Source organism: Bifidobacterium sp. KRGSERBCFTRI, from assembly GCF_025908335.1.
On the sequence record NZ_CP109653.1, the window covers coordinates 3,290,981 to 3,307,103 of the forward strand.

Consider the following 16,123-nt stretch of genomic DNA (forward strand, 5'->3'; position numbering starts at 1 on the left):
GCAGTGGTTGCGAATCAGATGATGCCGGAGGCGATGTCCTGGTCGAGCAGCCATTGGCGTAGGTCGGAGAACTCCTCCATGCTCACCGCGTGGTCGAGCCCGCGGTAGCCGCGTGCGGTGAGCCAGGTGTGTTCCTCGAGCCATGCGATCGTCTCGTAGATCATGTATTTCGGCAGCACCGTGTCGAGTTCACCGTACCCGTAGAACACCGGGATATTCAGATCGGCGAGAATGTCGTCGTACGGCGTGGTCGCCGGCACGTTGCCCGGAGCCACGAATCCGGAGAGGGAGATCGCCGCACGGTAGCGTTGCGGGTGCACGCGCAGCAGTTCGACGGCGAGCGTGCCGCCCTGAGAGAAGCCGATTGGCACCACGTCGCGGTTCTCGCCCACGTTCGTGGTCACCCAGTCGTCGATTGCGCAGGCGGCGGCATAGGCGTCGTAATCGAGATCGTCGCCCACCGGCACCGCGTCATGGAACCAGCTGTACGCACCCTGCTGCATGGCGAATCCGCGTGGCGACGCCTCCTGCAGCACGAGCGGCGCCCGCAATGATACGAAGTCGCTGTATGGCGCCACATAGCGCATTATGCCGGCGAGGTCGTCCTCATTCGACCCCCAGCCATGCAGGCAGACGAACAGTGGTCGGTTCGGTTGCGCATTGCCGCCGCCTCGCGAGGCCAACGCCTCGGTCACGGTAAGCCGGTCGCCGAAATGCCCGGGCACCACCGAGGCCACGCGGCCCACCGGCGGCTCCATGCGTTTGCGTTCGCCGGCGCTCTGCCCCGCGTACGGGCCCGACGGCGTCGTATTCGCCGCCTCGGTCATTTCACGCTCGAGATTGGCGAAATCGACCAGATCGTCGAGTTCGCGAGACAGATCGTCGAGATGCTCCGGATCATCGGAGGGCTCGAACGGGTCGTCGGGATTCGGGGTGTCATCTGCAGTGCTCATGCGTCTCAATATACGCGATAGTCGCGCATACGTTCATGGCGTTCACTGTGCGCCATTTGCCGGGGTGCCCCCGTTGCCCGTCGTCTCACCGTCGGTGCCGGTGGCACCGGCACCCGTGGTGCCGTCGCCGGCCGTGCCGGCATCGGAAGTGTCGGGCGTGGTGGTCTGCGCATTCTGCTGCTGCGCCTGCGCCGCATTCTGCTGGGCCTGCTGGGCCGCTTGGGCTTGGGCTTCGGCCTGACGCTGCGCCTCCTCGGCCGCCTGCTGGGCCGTCGCAGCCTGCTGGTTCGCATACTCGGTCTGCGACTGCTGCACGGCGGTGCCGGCATCGGTGAGCGTCTTCACCATGGCCGTCACATCCTCCGCGTTCAGATTCTGGCCGTCCGCCAGCTTGCGCGCGTCTGCGATGCGGTTCTCCAGATCGGTGCGAACCTGCTCGTCGGTCACGGCGTTGGCGCTTGCGTCGAGAATCTTCTGCGCGTCGTCTATGGCCTTCGTCAATTCGTCGCGCGCGGCGGATTGCGATTGCATATTCTTCGAATCGTTCACCGCCTTCGTTGCCGCGTCAAGCGCGCTCTTGGCCTTGGTGATCTCATTCGCGGTGTTGCGCAGCGAATCCGTGGTCTTCTCGATCGCAGCCGTGTTGGCATCCACCGCGCATTCGGCCACCGACTGCTGGTCGAGCTTCTCGGCGTCGGCCACGGCGCTCTTCAGCGTGTCGAGCGTCTTCGCATCGGCGACCTGATCGGTGGGTGTGCTCGTGAGAGCATTGGCGTCCTTCAGCGCCGCCGCAAGTGCGGTATGGGCATCGTCGTACGAGTCGCGCGTGTTCTGGCATAGCGTGTATGCGTTCCGCTGCGCGTTGTTCCTGCGGCTGCTCGACCACCATGCGATGCCGCCGGCGATGAGCGCGATCACGAGCACGCCGACGACAATGCCCGCAATGAGCTTCGTGTGGCTCTTGCCGCCCCCGTTTGCCGAATGATGAGGGGCTTCCTCGTCGGGCTCGTCACCCGATCCATCTGCATTGCCGTCCGCATCCGTCGGCGGAATGGCCGGCGGCATCGCGGCGGGGGCGGCCGGTGGCATCACCGACGTCTGCGAATCTACAATCTGCTCCCATTCCGAGGAGACGACGCGCGTCGGCTCTTCCGCCGGCAACGGGGGATTGACCGAGACGCCCGCCAGCACATCGTCATGGGGCGACGTGAACAGCTGCGTGGGCGCGGCATCGCCCGCAGACGCGCCGTTCACCGTGTTCGCCGCATGACGGCCGGCACTGGGCTGGGACGCGGCTAGCGTGAGCGCCGCGGAATCCGCAGGGGTCTCATCCGGCGTCGGCGTTGCATCATGTGCGCCCGAACGCGCGGTGCGGCGCGCGTGATCATGCGGATGCCCGTTCACCGGCGGTGCGGGAATCGCAGCCGTATTCGCCGAGCCCGCAGATTGCAGCTGGGATTCGTGTGCGGCGGCATGCGACGGATCGTCGTCCATGCTCGGGAATTCGAGCGCATCCTTGTCCACTACATGGGTGACATCGAAATCGCGCGGCTCCGGACTCACCGGAAACTGCAAATCAGACGGATTCCCCGAATCAGTCATGCCTCTCCTCGCCCTTCTGTGTCAATCTGTACATACATTCACCGAGACATCAGTCGGTGATCTGCGCGCGATAGAAGTTCTGGTACGAGCGCGACGGCGTCGGGCCGCGCTGTCCCTGGTAATGCGAGCCGGTGGTCTCGGAGCCGTAAGGGTGCTCCGACGGCGAGCTCAGCTGGAAGAAGCACATCTGGCCAATCTTCATGCCAGGCCAGAGTTTCACGGGCAGTGTCGAGACATTCGACAGCTCAAGCGTGATATGCCCCTCGAAACCGGGGTCGATGAACCCGGCGGTTGAATGCGTGAGAATGCCCAAGCGGCCGAGCGAGCTCTTGCCCTCCAATCGTGCGGCGAGCGTCTCGTCGATCTTCACGTACTCCCAGGTAGAACCCAATGCAAACTCGCCGGGGTGCAGAATCCACGGTTCGTCCGGGCCCACTTCGAACTGTTCGGTGAGCTCGCCCTGGTTCTCCGCTGGATCCACGTAGGTATACGCATGGTTGTTGAACAGGCGGAAGAAGCGGTCGAGACGAACGTCAATGGACGCTGGCTGCACCATTTCGTCGGTCCACGGATCAAGCGAGATATGACCCTCGGCGTGCGCGGCACGGATGTCGCGGTCAGATAGCAGCATCAGCTTCTCCTTGCAAAGGACGATGAGTGTTCCTGCGCACGTCGGACGCATGCATACGCTGCCATGCCCCTCGCACGCACATATACGGCCCAGTGTAGTGATACCAAGCGAATTCACCGGCGGCATGAACCGCCACGACCGCACACCCGGCCCGGGAAAAGGCAGGGGCCTGCCACGACGGGCAGGCCCCTGCGGGATTCCGAGAGGAATCAGTGCGTCGCGCGCATGCGCAGGAAGATCTTGCGAATCTCCGAGGCGACGAGCACGATGGCGGCCAGGCCGATGCACTCCAGCCACGCCATCGGCGGCAGCGGCGTGGTGCCGAATGCGGTGTTGAGCCACGGCACGTAGATCACGAGCAGCTGCAGCACAATCGACAGCGCGATGGCGCCCCACAGCCACTTGTTCGAGAACAGCCCCTTGAAGGCGCTCTGCAGGTGCGAGCGCGAGGCAATCGCATTGAACAGCTGGGCGAACACGAGAATCGTGAAGCCCATCGTGCGAGCCTCGACCATCTGGGCGTCGTGGCCGAGCGCATCCACGGAACGGTCGGTGAACACGCCGCCGCTCAGGTGCATGTCCATGCCGATCAGCGTCACGATGGCCATGATGAGGCCGATGTAGACGATGTCGCCCCACATCGCACCGTCGATCACACGGTCGGTGAGCTTGCGCGGCTTGCGGTTCATCACGTCTTCGGTCGTCGGATCCACGCCCATCGCGAGCGCCGGGGCGGCGTCGGTGAGCAGGTTGATCCACAGCAGCTGGGTGGCGAGCAACGGCACCGTCACGCCCACGGAATCCGGGTTCTTGATGCCCAGGAAGCCGGCGAGCACGACGCCGAGGAACACGGTGAACACCTCGCCCACATTCGAGCTGAGCAGGTAGCGCAGGAACTTGCGAATGTTGTCGAAAATGCCGCGGCCCTCGCGCACGGCGGCGACGATAGTGGAGAAGTTGTCGTCGGCCAGAATCATCTTGGCCGACTGCTTCGTCACCTCGGTGCCGGTGATGCCCATGGCCACGCCGATGTCGGCGGCCTTGACCGCAGGCGCGTCGTTCACGCCGTCGCCGGTCATGGCGGCGATGTTGCCCTGGCGCTGCAGGCTCTCGACGATCTTGAGCTTGTGTTCGGGGGCCACACGGGCGTACACGGAGACCTCGGAGGTCGCCTTGTCGAGCTGCTTCTCATCCATCGAATCGAGCTCGTCGCCGGTGAGCGCCTTGCCGCCCTGTTCGATGATGCCCAGGTCGGAGGCGATGCGGGCCGCGGTGAGCGGATGGTCGCCGGTGATCATGACCGTGCGCACACCTGCGCGGTGCGCTTCGGCCACGGCGTCGCGCACCTCCACGCGCGGCGGGTCGATGATGCCAACCATGCCGGTCCATACGAGCTGGTGCTCGATCACATCTGCCTGCTCCGAGATGTCGGAGACGTCTCCCGCGGCATTCGTACGAATGCCCGGCACCTCGCTCAGCGAAGCGGTCTCGAGCGGTCGGTAGGCCTCGCCGAGCGTGCGGTAGGCTTCACGCGAGAGCTCCTCCACTTTCTTGAGAATGTCCTGGCGATCGCCTTCGGTGAGCTTGCGCACCGCGCCATTGACGAAGATGCGGTCGCAGTAGCTCAGCAGCACGTCCGGGGCTCCCTTGGCGAACACGGTGAGCTTGCCCGAGTCGGTGTCGTTCTTCGTGATGACCGACATGCGCTTGCGCTCCGACGTGAACGGGATCTCGGCCACGCGGGTGAAGTGGTGGAATCGCTTGTCGGCGTGCGTCTTGCGTGCCGCCACGACGAGCGAAACTTCGGTCGGGTCGCCGACGATCTCCCAGGTTCCAGGCTTGGGGCCCTCGCGCAGTTCGCCGTCGTTGGCCAGCGTGCCGGCGCCAAGCGTGGCGTAGACCTCCTGCGCGATGTTCTCCGGCACGGCATCGCCGTTCAGCGACACCATATCGCCTTCCGGCGCATAGCCGGTGCCGGTGAGTTCAACTTCGCCGCTCGGCACGACCACGCGTTCCACCGTCATCTCGTTGCGGGTGAGCGTACCGGTCTTGTCGGAGCAGATGACGGAGGCGGAGCCCAACGTCTCCACCGAATGCAGCTTCTTCACGATGGCATGGTGTGCGGCCATGCGCTGCACACCGAGAGCCAGCACGACGGTGAGGATGGTCGCCAGGCCTTCCGGCACGGCGGCGACGGCAAGAGAAACGGCGAGCAGCAGCGAGTCGATGACGTCATGCACGCTATGGAAGCCTTCGAGCACCGCGAGCGCCACCAGCACCACCACGGCAATGATGCACACGGCGATGCCGAGAATCTTCGAGACGTGGTTCATTTCCTTCTGCAACGGCGTGGTGTCGTCTTCGGTGGACTGCAGCAGGTCGGCGATCTTGCCCACCTGCGTGTTCATGCCGGTGCCGGTCACGATGGCACGGCCGGTGCCCTGCGTCACGGACGTGCCGTTGAACACCATGTTCGAGCGGTCGCCCAGTGCCTTGGCCTTCTCAAGCGTTTCCGGCTTCTTGCCCACCGGCACCGATTCGCCGGTGAGTGACGCCTCGGCGATGCGCAGGCTGGCGGCGGCGAACAGACGGCCATCGGCCGGCACCGTGTCGCCTTCGCCGAGCACGAGCACGTCGCCTGGCACGATGTCGGTGGTGGCGATACGCTCGACGCGGCCGTTTCGCAGCACGTTCGAGGTCGGTGCCGTCATCTCGGACAGCGCGTTGACCGCCTCGTCGGCCTTCGCCTCCTGCACGTAGCCGAGCACGGCGTTCACGATGAGGATCAGCACGATCACTATGGCATCGAAGGGCAGCGCCTCGCCGCCCTCGGCGCCAGGGGCCGCATTCACCTTCTCGATGATCCACGCGACCAGCGAAATGGCCGTCGCGGCAAGCAGCAGATAGACCAGCGGGTCCTGGAACTGCTGCAGGAACTTCTTCCACTTCGGCACTGGCGGGGCGGATGCCAGCTCGTTCGCGCCGAACTTCTCGAGTCGGCGTTTGGCCTCTTCGCTGCTCAGGCCGGTGTGGGTGTCCACATTGAGGGCCTCGGCCACCTCGTCGGCGCTGGCGAGCGACGGGTCAACGTCATGCAGGAGCGCCTCCTGGGCCTTCACTTCCTTGGATTCTTCGGCATCCGCAGGTTCCACATGGGGTTCGCGGTTCAGTGCGGATGGATCTATGATGCGATCATCCATAAATAATCTCCTCGGTCAGCCGCGGAGTAGTCAACCATGCTCTGCCTGGCCTGCAACTGCCTCTGCTCGCAACATCTGCAGAGTCTGCATACACAATCTGCACAGTATTGCACAGACTGCAACTGTTGCTGCACGGTTTGCAGTGCCGGCACACGCCTGGCTGCGCGGTTATGGGCATACGCTTTGTCGCGCAATGCTAACGGTTGCCATTATTCCACACACCACGACGCAAGCCTATGCCTGTAAGTGAATATCATGTGTGGCCCCTGGTTTTTTCACCAATTCTTGACAACGGGTGCTGAGAGAATGAGCGCATGGCTACTAAGAAAGGCCCGACCAAGGGGTCGGGCGGTAAACATCGTAATTCCCTGCGCGGCAAGGGCCCCACCCCGAAGGCCGAGGACCGCGTCTACCATAAGGCATACAAGGCGAAGAAGCAGGCCGAGAAACGCCAGCGTTCCGATCCGCGACTAGCCGCACGCCGTCGCGCCGCACATTTCACGTCGAACTCCGACGATCTGGTGATCGGCCGCAACTCGGTGCTCGAGGCATTGCGTGTGGGTGTTCCCGCCAGTGTGCTGTACGTGGCGAACCGCATTGAACACGACGACCGCACGCGCGAAATCGTGCGTCTGGCAGGTCAGCATGGTCTGAACCTGCTGGAAGCGGACCGTTTGGAGATGGATCGCATCGCACGTTCGGGCAATCACCAGGGCGTGATCCTCAAGGCCGACCCGTTCCAGTACTCGTCGCTGCATGAGCTGGTGGAACGCGCGGAGCGCAAGGCACGTGCCATGGAGATGGCGGATTCCAAGGCCTCCCGCCTGAGCGCACGCCCATTGTTCATTGCCCTCGACGGCATCACCGACCCACAGAACCTCGGCGCCGTGATTCGTTCCGCCGCCGCCTTCGGCGTCAACGGCGTGATTCTGCCGGAACGCCGCTCCGCCTCAGTGAACGCCGCCGCGTGGAAGGTCTCCGCCGGAGCCGCCGCGCATATGCCAATCGCTCGCGTCGTGAACCTCACAAAGGCAATCGAGGCGCTCAAGGAACGCGGCTACTACAGCATCGGCCTCGACGGCGGCGGCAGCAAGCTCGTGGGCGAGACCGGCTTCGAAACCGATCCGCTCGTCGTGGTGCTCGGCTCCGAGGGCAAGGGCCTGAGCAGGCTCACCCGCGAGGCATGCGACGCCATTGCGAGCATTCCGATCACAAGCGCCGTGGAGTCGCTGAACGCCTCCGTGGCGGCCGGCATCGCACTCTACGCCACCGTGAACGCACGTCGCAAGGCCGGCGAAGCCGCCAACTGACTCTCTGCCGGGCATCGGTTTCGTCATCCGTTCGGGTTTTCGCGAGTCAATGACGAAACCGATGCCCATGGTTCGTCATATCACCGCAATCTGGCGAACCAATGACCAAATCGGCAATCAGAGTGGCGTACGTGCTGCCAGCCAGCTCTCAGTGCGCCCATACGGCGGCATCCGGGTCGTCCTCGGGATTGTACCCGTCGTCGTGGCCGGCCGCCGGCGCAGTGTGCGCGCCGTTGTTCGAGGCGTCGTCATACGTGTATTCATCGTCGACCACACCGGCATCGGCATCGGCGTTCAGCTCGTTCACCGTCTTCGTGTCGAGCTGGTACTGCGGCAGCACGTTCTTGATGTAGCTTTGCACGGCCTCGGCCATCGGCACGTCGTGGCCGGCTTTCTCGGCCATGTACCAGCGGTGGTCGAGCACTTCGTGGAAGAACTGCGCGGGCTCGATCTGCGAACGGTATTCGCGTGGGATCATGCGCACCGTCGGCTCGAACACCTCGCGCATCCAGTCGGTTGCCACAATCTCGAGATCCTCACCTTCGCGCCAGCTCGAGGCACGGTAGGCGTCGAGGTCGTTGAGCAGTCTGCGGGCCTGGTTCTCCTGCACGTCGAGGCCGGTGAGGCGCAGCAGTCTGCGGTTCGCATAGCCGGCATCGACGACGCGCGGGCGCACGAGCACACGCTTGCCGTCTTCGGCGGTCTTCATCTCGAGCTCGTCCACATCGAACCCAAGCTCGTTGAGACGATTCACGCGCTTCTCGATCTTCCACATCTCGTTCGGCGAGAAGTTGTCGGTGTCGGTGAGCGCGCTCCACAGCGAATGGTAGCGGTCGACGAGCCGGTTTCCTATGGAGATCTCGTCTACATCCGGCGGCAGCAGCTCGCCCGAGCTCAGATCCATGAGTTCGCCGATGATGTTCGTACGGGCCAGATCGATATCGTACTCGCGTTGCCCGGCGGTCAGTTCGATCTGCAGATCGCCCGTCTCGGCGTCGACGAGGAATGCGGAGAATGCGTCTGCATCCTTGAGGAAGAGCACGTTCGACAGCGAGACATCGCCCCAGTAGAAGCCCGCGAGGTGCAGACGCACCATGAGCACGGCCAACGCGTCGATCAGGCGTTCCGCGGTGTCGGGCCGCAATGTGCGCGCGAACAGGGCGCGGTATGGCATGGAGAAACGCAGGTGCTTGGTCACCAGGATCGCCTCGAGCGGCTCGCCGTTGTCGTCATGCCTGCCGGTGACCACGGCTATCGGCTGCACAGTGGGCAGATTCAGCTTCTGCAGCTGCCGCAGCAGCTCGTACTCGCGTTCGGCCACGGTGCGCGTGATCTCCTTCATCGCGTACACCTCGTCGCCCACGTGCACGAAGCGCACGATGTGGCGGGAGATGCCTCGCGGCAGGTTCACCAGCAGTTCCGGCGGCCAGGTGGCAAGCGGCTTCTCCCACGGCAGCGTGAACATCTTCGGGTCCGAGCTCGCCGCTGTGATCTTTAACGTCGATGGCCCGGGGCCTGGCGTCGCGGGATCCTCGGCCTTCACCGACGTCGCCTTCAACGCGCGCGGATCCAATTGCGGATTATCGGTTATTCCCATGCCCTACCCATCCTTGTGCCATACAGTGCGGTATTCAGATTTCAGATTCCTAGATTACCCGCATTCCGCACCGGACACCCGAATAATCTGCAGAAGGAAGAGAATGCGCCCGAATATGCGAAGGACCCCGTGTATAACGGGGTCCTTCGCAGATCATGTCAACGCCCTACCTGTGCGCTTCCGCTTGTTTCCACGTGGATGCGCCGGCTAGTTGAGACGCAGCTCGGTCGACGGGGAGAAGAGGTGCATCTTGGCCGGGTTGACCTTGATCTTGACGACGTCGCCGACCTTCGGGAGCACACGCGGATTCACACGGATCGTGGTGAGCTGGTTCTGGTCGAACATCAGCGTGTCAGTGGTCTTCTGGGCCACGGAATCATCGGTGATGATGTTGCCGTAGATGTAGCCGTCGGAGCCGAGATCCTCGACGTTCACGACCTTGAGCGAGAAGGCGTTCGCCTCATCCGGGGCCGCCAGCGAGGCGTCCTCCGGACGGAAGCCGACGATGATCTCGTTCTTGTCTTCCGGCGTGAGCTTGTCGAGGGCCTCCTTCGGCAGTTCCATGGTGTCGGCGCCGATCTGGGCCTTGCCATTGACCACCGGGTGCGTGTTGATGTTCATCGACGGGGAGCCGATGAAGCCTGCGACGAACACGTTGGCCGGGCGGTCGTACAGCTCGGTCGGGGCACCGACCTGCTGCAGGATGCCGAGCTTGATGACGGCGATGCGGTCGCCCATCGTCAGGGCCTCGGTCTGGTCGTGGGTGACGTACAGCGTGGTGACGCCGAGCTGGCGCTGCAGTGCCGCGATCTGCGTACGGGTCTGCACACGGAGCTTTGCATCGAGGTTGGAGAGAGGCTCATCCATGAGGAAGACCTTCGGCTCGCGAACGATTGCACGGCCCATGGCGACGCGCTGGCGCTGGCCACCGGAGAGAGCCTTCGGCTTGCGGTCGAGGAACTCGGTGAGATCGAGGATCTCGGCGGCCTTCTCAACGCGCTTGCGAATCTCGTCCTTCGGGGTGCCGGCGATCTTCAGGGCGAAGCCCATGTTGTCGGCGACGGTCATGTGCGGGTACAGCGCGTAGTTCTGGAACACCATTGCGATGTCGCGGTCCTTCGGCTGCATCGTGGTGACGTCCTTGCCACCGATCAGGATGCGGCCCTTGTTCACCTCTTCGAGGCCTGCGAGCATGCGCAGGGTCGTGGACTTGCCGCAGCCGGAAGGTCCGACGAGAACGAGGAACTCGCCGTCCTTGATATCAAGATTGAGGTCATCCACCGACGGCTTGTCGTTGCCCGGGTAGATACGAGTGACATGATCGAAAATGACTTCTGCCATGTGCTGTTCATCCTTTCATCGGCAGGTACGTGCCGAACGATCCGTTGTGAGGGGATTACTGTGTTGTGTTGTTTCCGTTTGCAACCGTCGTCTTCGACTAGGCCACAACCTTCCACCGCTCCGTGAAGTGTTTCTCTTCGATGAGCTTTCTTCACTATACACAATCCGGCGAACAAAGCAAATCCCTCCGCCCCGCGCACCGTCGCGTGCATATGCACAAGCTTCCCCGCTTGCCCGAACTGGTAGGTTCGTGATAGCCATCATGCCAAATTTGCCGTGCGACACGCAAGCATGCCCACAGAACGGGCACATTGGCGTCCATGTCACGCGCGGAATCGATCGTCCGAGAGTGGATTCGCGGATTGTCTTGATCTTGGCGCCCATGTCACGCGCGGAATCGATATCGATAATAGAATCGGCACTATGACGGCAAGAAAAAGCGCACGACGGCCCGGTCTGACACTGCACACCTGGCAGCATTACACCAACGCGCCCATGTTCGTGCTCTCCGCGTTCTTCCTGTTCGCGTACTCGTGGCAGATTCTCGCAGGCACCCACACACGGCTGTGCAATCTGGTGATCAACCTGGTCTGGGTGCTCTACAGCATCGACTACGCCATCTCGCTGTACCTCGCGCCCAACCGGTGGAGCTGGTTCAAAAGCAACCTGATACTGCTCATCACGATGATCCTGCCGATGTTCCAGCCGCTGCGGCTGCTGCGGTTCGTGCCGATGCTGCACATGTTCAACCGCTCGGCCGGCACGGCCTCGCGCGGGCGCATCTCGCTGTACGCGGTCGCCGTGGTCGCGATGCTCATCTATGTGGGCGCGCTCGCCGAATACTCGGTGGAGCACAAGGCTCCCGGCGCCACGATTACCAGTTTCCCGCTGTCGATCTGGTGGGCGTTTGTCACGGTGACCACGGTCGGCTACGGCGACGTCTACCCGGTCACCACACTGGGAAGATTCATCGCGATCATTCTCATGATCACCGGCATCGCCGTCATCGGCATCGTGAGTGCCATGATCTCGTCGTGGGTGATCGACCAGGTCAATGTGCGCCCGCATCCGGTGATCCCGGCGCCGGCAGTGGGCGAGGACGGAGGCGCATCCCCGTCCGCGAACGCCTCCACGCACGACGCAGGGGGTTGCCCCGATGAGGATTACACGACGGGCGACGAGGACATCATCGACGCGCCGGACCCGCTCAACGGTTCCTCCCTCGGCCCGAGTCTGAACCCGGCGCAATCCAGAATCGTGCAGGCGGAACTGCTGCGGCTCACCGATTCGGTGAATCGTCTGCACAACGAGATCGAACAGCTGCGTCGCGCGGAACACAGGCACATGCAAGCCTCGGGGCAGACCGCGCGCAAATTGAGATGGCACGCGAACCGCAACGGGCATATGCCTCCCCACGACTCCCCCGAAGGCGACAAACCGGCATAGTCGCGACGCGCCCACCCGCTTTTCGCACATTTGTTCGCATCGCGAGTGCGTTCGCTATACGATAGGCGTATGACTGATGTATACGCATTGCAATTGCAGCCCGGAGACGTGGTGGGCGGCTACACGCTCGAGTCACGCCTTGGTTCCGGTGCCATGGGTTCCGTATGGCGCGCCGTTGACGGCGGAGGCAATGCGTATGCGATGAAGATCCTTCGGGCGTCGCTCTCCGATTCCGACGACGGCAATCCGGATTCGCCCGAATACCGCGCGCAGATGGTCGCCCGTGAGCGCTTGCGCCGTGAGGCCGTGGCTATGCGCAAGATCCGCAATTCGGGAGTCTGCCAGATTGTCGACATGGAGATAGACGATTCGCTGGCATTCCTGGTGACCGAACTCATCGAGGGCGAAAATCTGCGTGAGGATGTTCGCCATAACGGCAAGTATGTGGGAGACGATCTCGAACGGCTCTCCAGCAAGCTCATCGACGCCGTGCATGCAGTGCATGAGGCGGGAATTGTGCACCGCGACATCAAGCCGACCAATGTGATGATCTCGGTGACGGGTCCTGTGCTCGTGGATTTCGGCATCGCGATGACGCCGGGCGAAAGCCATGTGACCAGCACCGGGCTCGTGATGGGCACACCCGGCTTCATTGCCCCCGAGGTCATCGAGGGCGCCGAATCCACGGCGGCCAGCGATTGGTGGTCGTTGGCCTCGGTGCTCGCATTCGCGGCGACCGGCGAACCGGTGTTCGGCACATCGCCCATGATGGCGGTGCTGCAACGCGAGGCATCCGGTCACGCGAATCTGGCAGGGCTGCCCCCGCACACACTGGAGGCGTTCCGCGCCGCATTGGACCCCGACCCGGCCCAACGCTGCACCCCACAGGAACTGTTGGAGGCCATTCGAACCGACGCGTGGACCAGTGACGGCGAGGCGATGCTCCCTTTTGACCTTCGCCGCATAGGGCGCAGGGAAACCGATGCGCCCGGGGTGTCAGGCAGCGTGCTCAGTACCCATGAGCGTGTGGAGAACCCACGCACGTTATGGCACCGCCAGTCGTTGCCCACCGAGGCCATGCCGGTGAATGCCTCCACAGGTACGGTGCCCCTCCCCCCTATGGCCCAGGCATCGCATGCGGCAAACGACAATGGCGATATCGTCACACCTTCCTTCAATGACGCCGAGAGCACAGGCGGCACAAGGGTTTTACCCCAACAGAGCTTTCCCCGGAAGTGGGACTCCGAGCATACGGCGACGATGCCCCGGCCGCAACCGACCACCCCACTTGCGGCCACACCACCCCTCGAAGCGGCGACTCAGTCCATGCGCCCCATGCAATCCGCAACCGGGTTCCAACCCGTCGGCCCTGAGGCAAACAACGCAGGGGCCTCCCCAAATCTCGACCAGCCCCAATATGATGCGCCCAATGGCGCTTATGCCCCGCAGGCACCTGCCTTGCCCAGTGATTACGGACCGGTCGCGACTGCGTACCAGAACACCGTGCGCATGCACCGCACCCGCGGGATTCTCCCCGTGCTGCTCGCCACACTGCCGTTGATGGCCTTGGCCGCCGCCTGCCCCATGGGCGCAGGCATCGCCGCCAGCATGCTGATCTGGGTGGAGCTCACGTTGGGCATGAACCTCAACACACATGTGGCCCATGTGCTCAGGCGCAATGGGCAGGAGGGCAGCGGGTCCAAGGTGTTGCGTGTGGCCCAGCTGCCGTGGCATGCCTTTGCGGCGTTGTTCATGTCGCTCTGGAGTCTGTTGCTGTTCTGGGCGATCTATGTGGCGCTAATGCTCGCCGCCATCTATCTCGTGCGGCTACCGGGCGCCTACTACACGCTGCCACCTGAGCCGCCCTGGAGCCGGCTCGACTCCGTGCTGCTGCTCGCCGGCTCCCCCACCGGCATCAACGGCCTATGGCTCGCCATATCGGCCGCCATTGCATGGGCCGTCACGCAATTCGGCCCGTATTCCGCGAATCTGCGCGCGGGTGCGGGCGTGATTGTAGGCCTGAGCCCCAAACAGCGGCTCGCCTTGCGCCCTGACGGCAACCATCGGAACATCCGCCGTTTCATCGTCCTCGGCATATGGGTGATCATGCTCGCGCTCACCATCTTCAATCTGGAAGCCACGCCAAGCATCGATTGGTGGCCCATTCTGCCGTGGTCCGGCTTCTAGAGCCGGCAAGGCGGGAGGCCGGGCCCAGTCCTCACTGCACCAGTCATTCATCAGTCATCCCCAAATGGGAAGAAAATATGCAGCGCAGGTTTTTCTTCCCGTGAAAGACCTCCTATCTGCGAAGAAAAATCGATCCCGCATATTTTCTTCCCGCGAAGAGGCATCTAACTGGGAAGAAAATACGCGGTCCCAATTTTTCTTCCCATGAACACCGCATATCAGGCAGACGGGCCTCGCGAAGCGCATCAGTGAAGCCGCCGTACCGAGACGCCCTGACGAGGCGAGACCCAAGCTCACCCTCCCCCGAATGCCGCAGCTGCACGCGATTGCCAAAGCATGGGCGTTGCCATAGACTGCTTAGGGTAAGGAAAGGACGGGCATGGCCGCAAATTCGAAGCAACCGAAACGGGAAAGCCGGGCTCAACGCCGGCAGGAGGAGCAGGCACGCGTACAAGCCAAGCGCGAGCGACTGCAGAAGGAACGCAGAACACAGACGATCATCGGCATCGTGGTCACCGTGGTGCTCATCGCACTCATCGCCATCGCCGGCATCGCCGTCTATCGCAACACGCACCCGAGTGCCGCCAGGCAGCAGGAGGCGGCGAACGAGCAATCCGCAGCGCAGGCCACGCTCAAGGACTCCAAGGTGAAGCCGGCGAAGGCCAGCGAGCTCGGAGGCCTGCTCATGTCGAAGAACGGCTATAACAAGCCGGTGGAGGGCGTGCCCACCGTGGGAATCTACATGGACTTCATGTGCCCCGGCTGCGGCAATCTCAACCGCAACCTCGACCAGGACCTCGTGAAGATGATGGATGCGGGCCAGATCAACATCGATCTGCACATCATGAGCTTCATGGACCGTTACTCGTGGATCAACGGCGATTCGAACAATGTCGACGATTACTCGAGCCGCACCGCCAATGCGGCAATCTACGTGGCCGAGCACGATGACGACCCGAATCATCTGCTCAACTTCATCACGAACCTCTACGCCAAGGACTTCCAACCCGAAGAGGGTTCCGGGTACAAACAGGTGACCGACGACCAGATTAAGGTCCGCATGGATGGCACCGGCATCTCCAAGGATGTGCAGGGCAAGGCGATGCAGCGCGGCTACGACAAGTGGCTCGATGCCGTGAACACCTACACCCCCACCCGTTCCGAGCTGTTCAACCGCTCCGGACAGCTCAAGGGTTCGATGAGCACCCCGACGATGACGATCAACGGCTACTACTGGGATATGAACAGCAGCGAGGTCACAAGCCACAAGACGCTCGCCGAGGCGTTCCTCGAGGCAATCGGCCTGGCCCAGAACAAGGTGGGTGATGCCGAGGTGCGTCCGTCGATTGGCGCGACCGGCAAGCCGCTCATCGGCTATGCCGACGACAACGCCGGGGCTGCCACGAACTCACAGTGACCCACCCGGCGATAGCGGGGCCACGAAATCTGCAGCTAGACACGCGCGTACACCATGCCCTCGCCTCATGTGAGGTATACTCTGTGACGGCCGTGGATATATTCCACATACCGAGCCGAGATTGTGAAAGCTCTGTGTGACACGCGCGTGGCCGGTTTGCCAGCGATTCCGGGCATCTGCTATGCTCAGCTGTTGACGTCGAGCGCACGTTGCGCCTCCTTAGCTCAGATGGCCAGAGCGGCCGCCTTGTAAGCGGCAGGTCGTCGGTTCGATCCCGACAGGAGGCTCCACGGTTGTGTCTGGGGAGTGTATCGCGTACAATGAAGGTACATTTCCTTTGAATTGATAATTGAATAACACTTACCACGAGTAAGATCCAGAAGTCTTCCCCCCAACCATGAGACTTCTGGACTGAGCAGCGACCCTCCCCTAGCGGTCG

General features: G+C 62.9%; 10 protein-coding genes and 1 tRNA gene. 5 read left to right on the forward strand and 6 right to left on the reverse strand.

Annotated features, from left to right (window positions below; all coding sequences use genetic code 11):
* Window positions 1-14: 14 nt before the first annotated feature.
* From OGI63_RS13845 to OGI63_RS13860, 4 genes are all read right to left on the reverse strand, one after another.
* Complete coding sequence (locus tag OGI63_RS13845; RefSeq protein ID WP_004218974.1) at window positions 15-953, reverse strand: alpha/beta hydrolase; 939 nt, start codon at window positions 951-953, stop codon at window positions 15-17.
* 42 nt (window positions 954-995) lie between these two features.
* Window positions 996-2,555 carry a hypothetical protein gene (locus tag OGI63_RS13850; RefSeq protein WP_004218975.1) on the reverse strand — a complete coding sequence of 520 codons (1,560 nt, stop codon included), beginning with the start codon at window positions 2,553-2,555 and terminating at the stop codon, window positions 996-998.
* Window positions 2,556-2,604: 49 nt separating this feature from the next.
* A complete protein-coding gene (gene dcd / locus OGI63_RS13855; RefSeq protein ID WP_004218977.1) occupies window positions 2,605-3,186 on the reverse strand; it encodes a dCTP deaminase in 582 nt (193 codons plus the stop codon).
* A 209-nt stretch (window positions 3,187-3,395) separates the two neighbouring features.
* Window positions 3,396-6,386 carry a cation-translocating P-type ATPase gene (locus OGI63_RS13860; protein WP_004218979.1) on the reverse strand — a complete coding sequence of 997 codons (2,991 nt, stop codon included), beginning with the start codon at window positions 6,384-6,386 and terminating at the stop codon, window positions 3,396-3,398.
* Window positions 6,387-6,700: 314 nt separating this feature from the next.
* Between OGI63_RS13860 and rlmB the strand changes: the two genes are divergently transcribed.
* The gene (gene rlmB / locus OGI63_RS13865) at window positions 6,701-7,696 is read left to right on the forward strand and encodes a 23S rRNA (guanosine(2251)-2'-O)-methyltransferase RlmB (RefSeq protein WP_004218981.1); all 996 of its coding nucleotides are present in this window, start codon (window positions 6,701-6,703) and stop codon (window positions 7,694-7,696) included.
* A gap of 148 nt (window positions 7,697-7,844) precedes the next feature.
* On the opposite strand, the gene OGI63_RS13870 is transcribed toward rlmB, so the two are convergent.
* On the reverse strand, window positions 7,845-9,293 hold the full coding sequence (locus tag OGI63_RS13870) for a DUF4032 domain-containing protein (protein ID WP_004218982.1): 1,449 nt from the start codon (window positions 9,291-9,293) through the stop codon (window positions 7,845-7,847).
* Between the two features lie 207 nt (window positions 9,294-9,500).
* Window positions 9,501-10,634, reverse strand: coding sequence for an ABC transporter ATP-binding protein (locus OGI63_RS13875; RefSeq protein WP_012754431.1), 1,134 nt, complete (start codon window positions 10,632-10,634; stop codon window positions 9,501-9,503).
* A 423-nt stretch (window positions 10,635-11,057) separates the two neighbouring features.
* Between OGI63_RS13875 and OGI63_RS13880 the strand changes: the two genes are divergently transcribed.
* The 4 genes from OGI63_RS13880 to OGI63_RS13895 all read left to right on the forward strand — a co-directional run bounded on the left by OGI63_RS13880 (window position 11,058) and on the right by OGI63_RS13895 (window position 15,974).
* Entirely contained in the window at window positions 11,058-12,080 is a 1,023-nt protein-coding gene (locus OGI63_RS13880; RefSeq protein ID WP_004218985.1) for a potassium channel family protein, read from the forward strand.
* A gap of 69 nt (window positions 12,081-12,149) precedes the next feature.
* Window positions 12,150-14,267 carry a serine/threonine-protein kinase gene (locus OGI63_RS13885; RefSeq protein ID WP_004218986.1) on the forward strand — a complete coding sequence of 706 codons (2,118 nt, stop codon included), beginning with the start codon at window positions 12,150-12,152 and terminating at the stop codon, window positions 14,265-14,267.
* A gap of 379 nt (window positions 14,268-14,646) precedes the next feature.
* Window positions 14,647-15,684 carry a DsbA family protein gene (locus OGI63_RS13890; protein WP_004218987.1) on the forward strand — a complete coding sequence of 346 codons (1,038 nt, stop codon included), beginning with the start codon at window positions 14,647-14,649 and terminating at the stop codon, window positions 15,682-15,684.
* Window positions 15,685-15,897: 213 nt separating this feature from the next.
* Window positions 15,898-15,974: transfer RNA gene (locus tag OGI63_RS13895), tRNA-Thr, on the forward strand.
* The last annotated feature ends 149 nt before the right edge of the window (window positions 15,975-16,123 follow it).

Bases quoted from the DNA above. Each gene is read 5' to 3' on its own strand.
- OGI63_RS13860 (WP_004218979.1), bottom strand. From the start codon at position 6,386: ATGGATGATCGCATCATAGATCCATCCGCACTGAACCGCGAACCCCAT.
- OGI63_RS13875 (WP_012754431.1), bottom strand. From the start codon at position 10,634: ATGGCAGAAGTCATTTTCGATCATGTCACTCGTATCTACCCGGGCAAC.
- OGI63_RS13885 (WP_004218986.1), top strand. From the start codon at position 12,150: ATGACTGATGTATACGCATTGCAATTGCAGCCCGGAGACGTGGTGGGC.
- OGI63_RS13870 (WP_004218982.1), bottom strand. From the start codon at position 9,293: ATGGGAATAACCGATAATCCGCAATTGGATCCGCGCGCGTTGAAGGCG.
- dcd (WP_004218977.1), bottom strand. From the start codon at position 3,186: ATGCTGCTATCTGACCGCGACATCCGTGCCGCGCACGCCGAGGGTCAT.
- OGI63_RS13845 (WP_004218974.1), bottom strand. From the start codon at position 953: ATGAGCACTGCAGATGACACCCCGAATCCCGACGACCCGTTCGAGCCC.
- OGI63_RS13880 (WP_004218985.1), top strand. From the start codon at position 11,058: ATGACGGCAAGAAAAAGCGCACGACGGCCCGGTCTGACACTGCACACC.
- OGI63_RS13850 (WP_004218975.1), bottom strand. From the start codon at position 2,555: ATGACTGATTCGGGGAATCCGTCTGATTTGCAGTTTCCGGTGAGTCCG.
- OGI63_RS13890 (WP_004218987.1), top strand. From the start codon at position 14,647: ATGGCCGCAAATTCGAAGCAACCGAAACGGGAAAGCCGGGCTCAACGC.
- rlmB (WP_004218981.1), top strand. From the start codon at position 6,701: ATGGCTACTAAGAAAGGCCCGACCAAGGGGTCGGGCGGTAAACATCGT.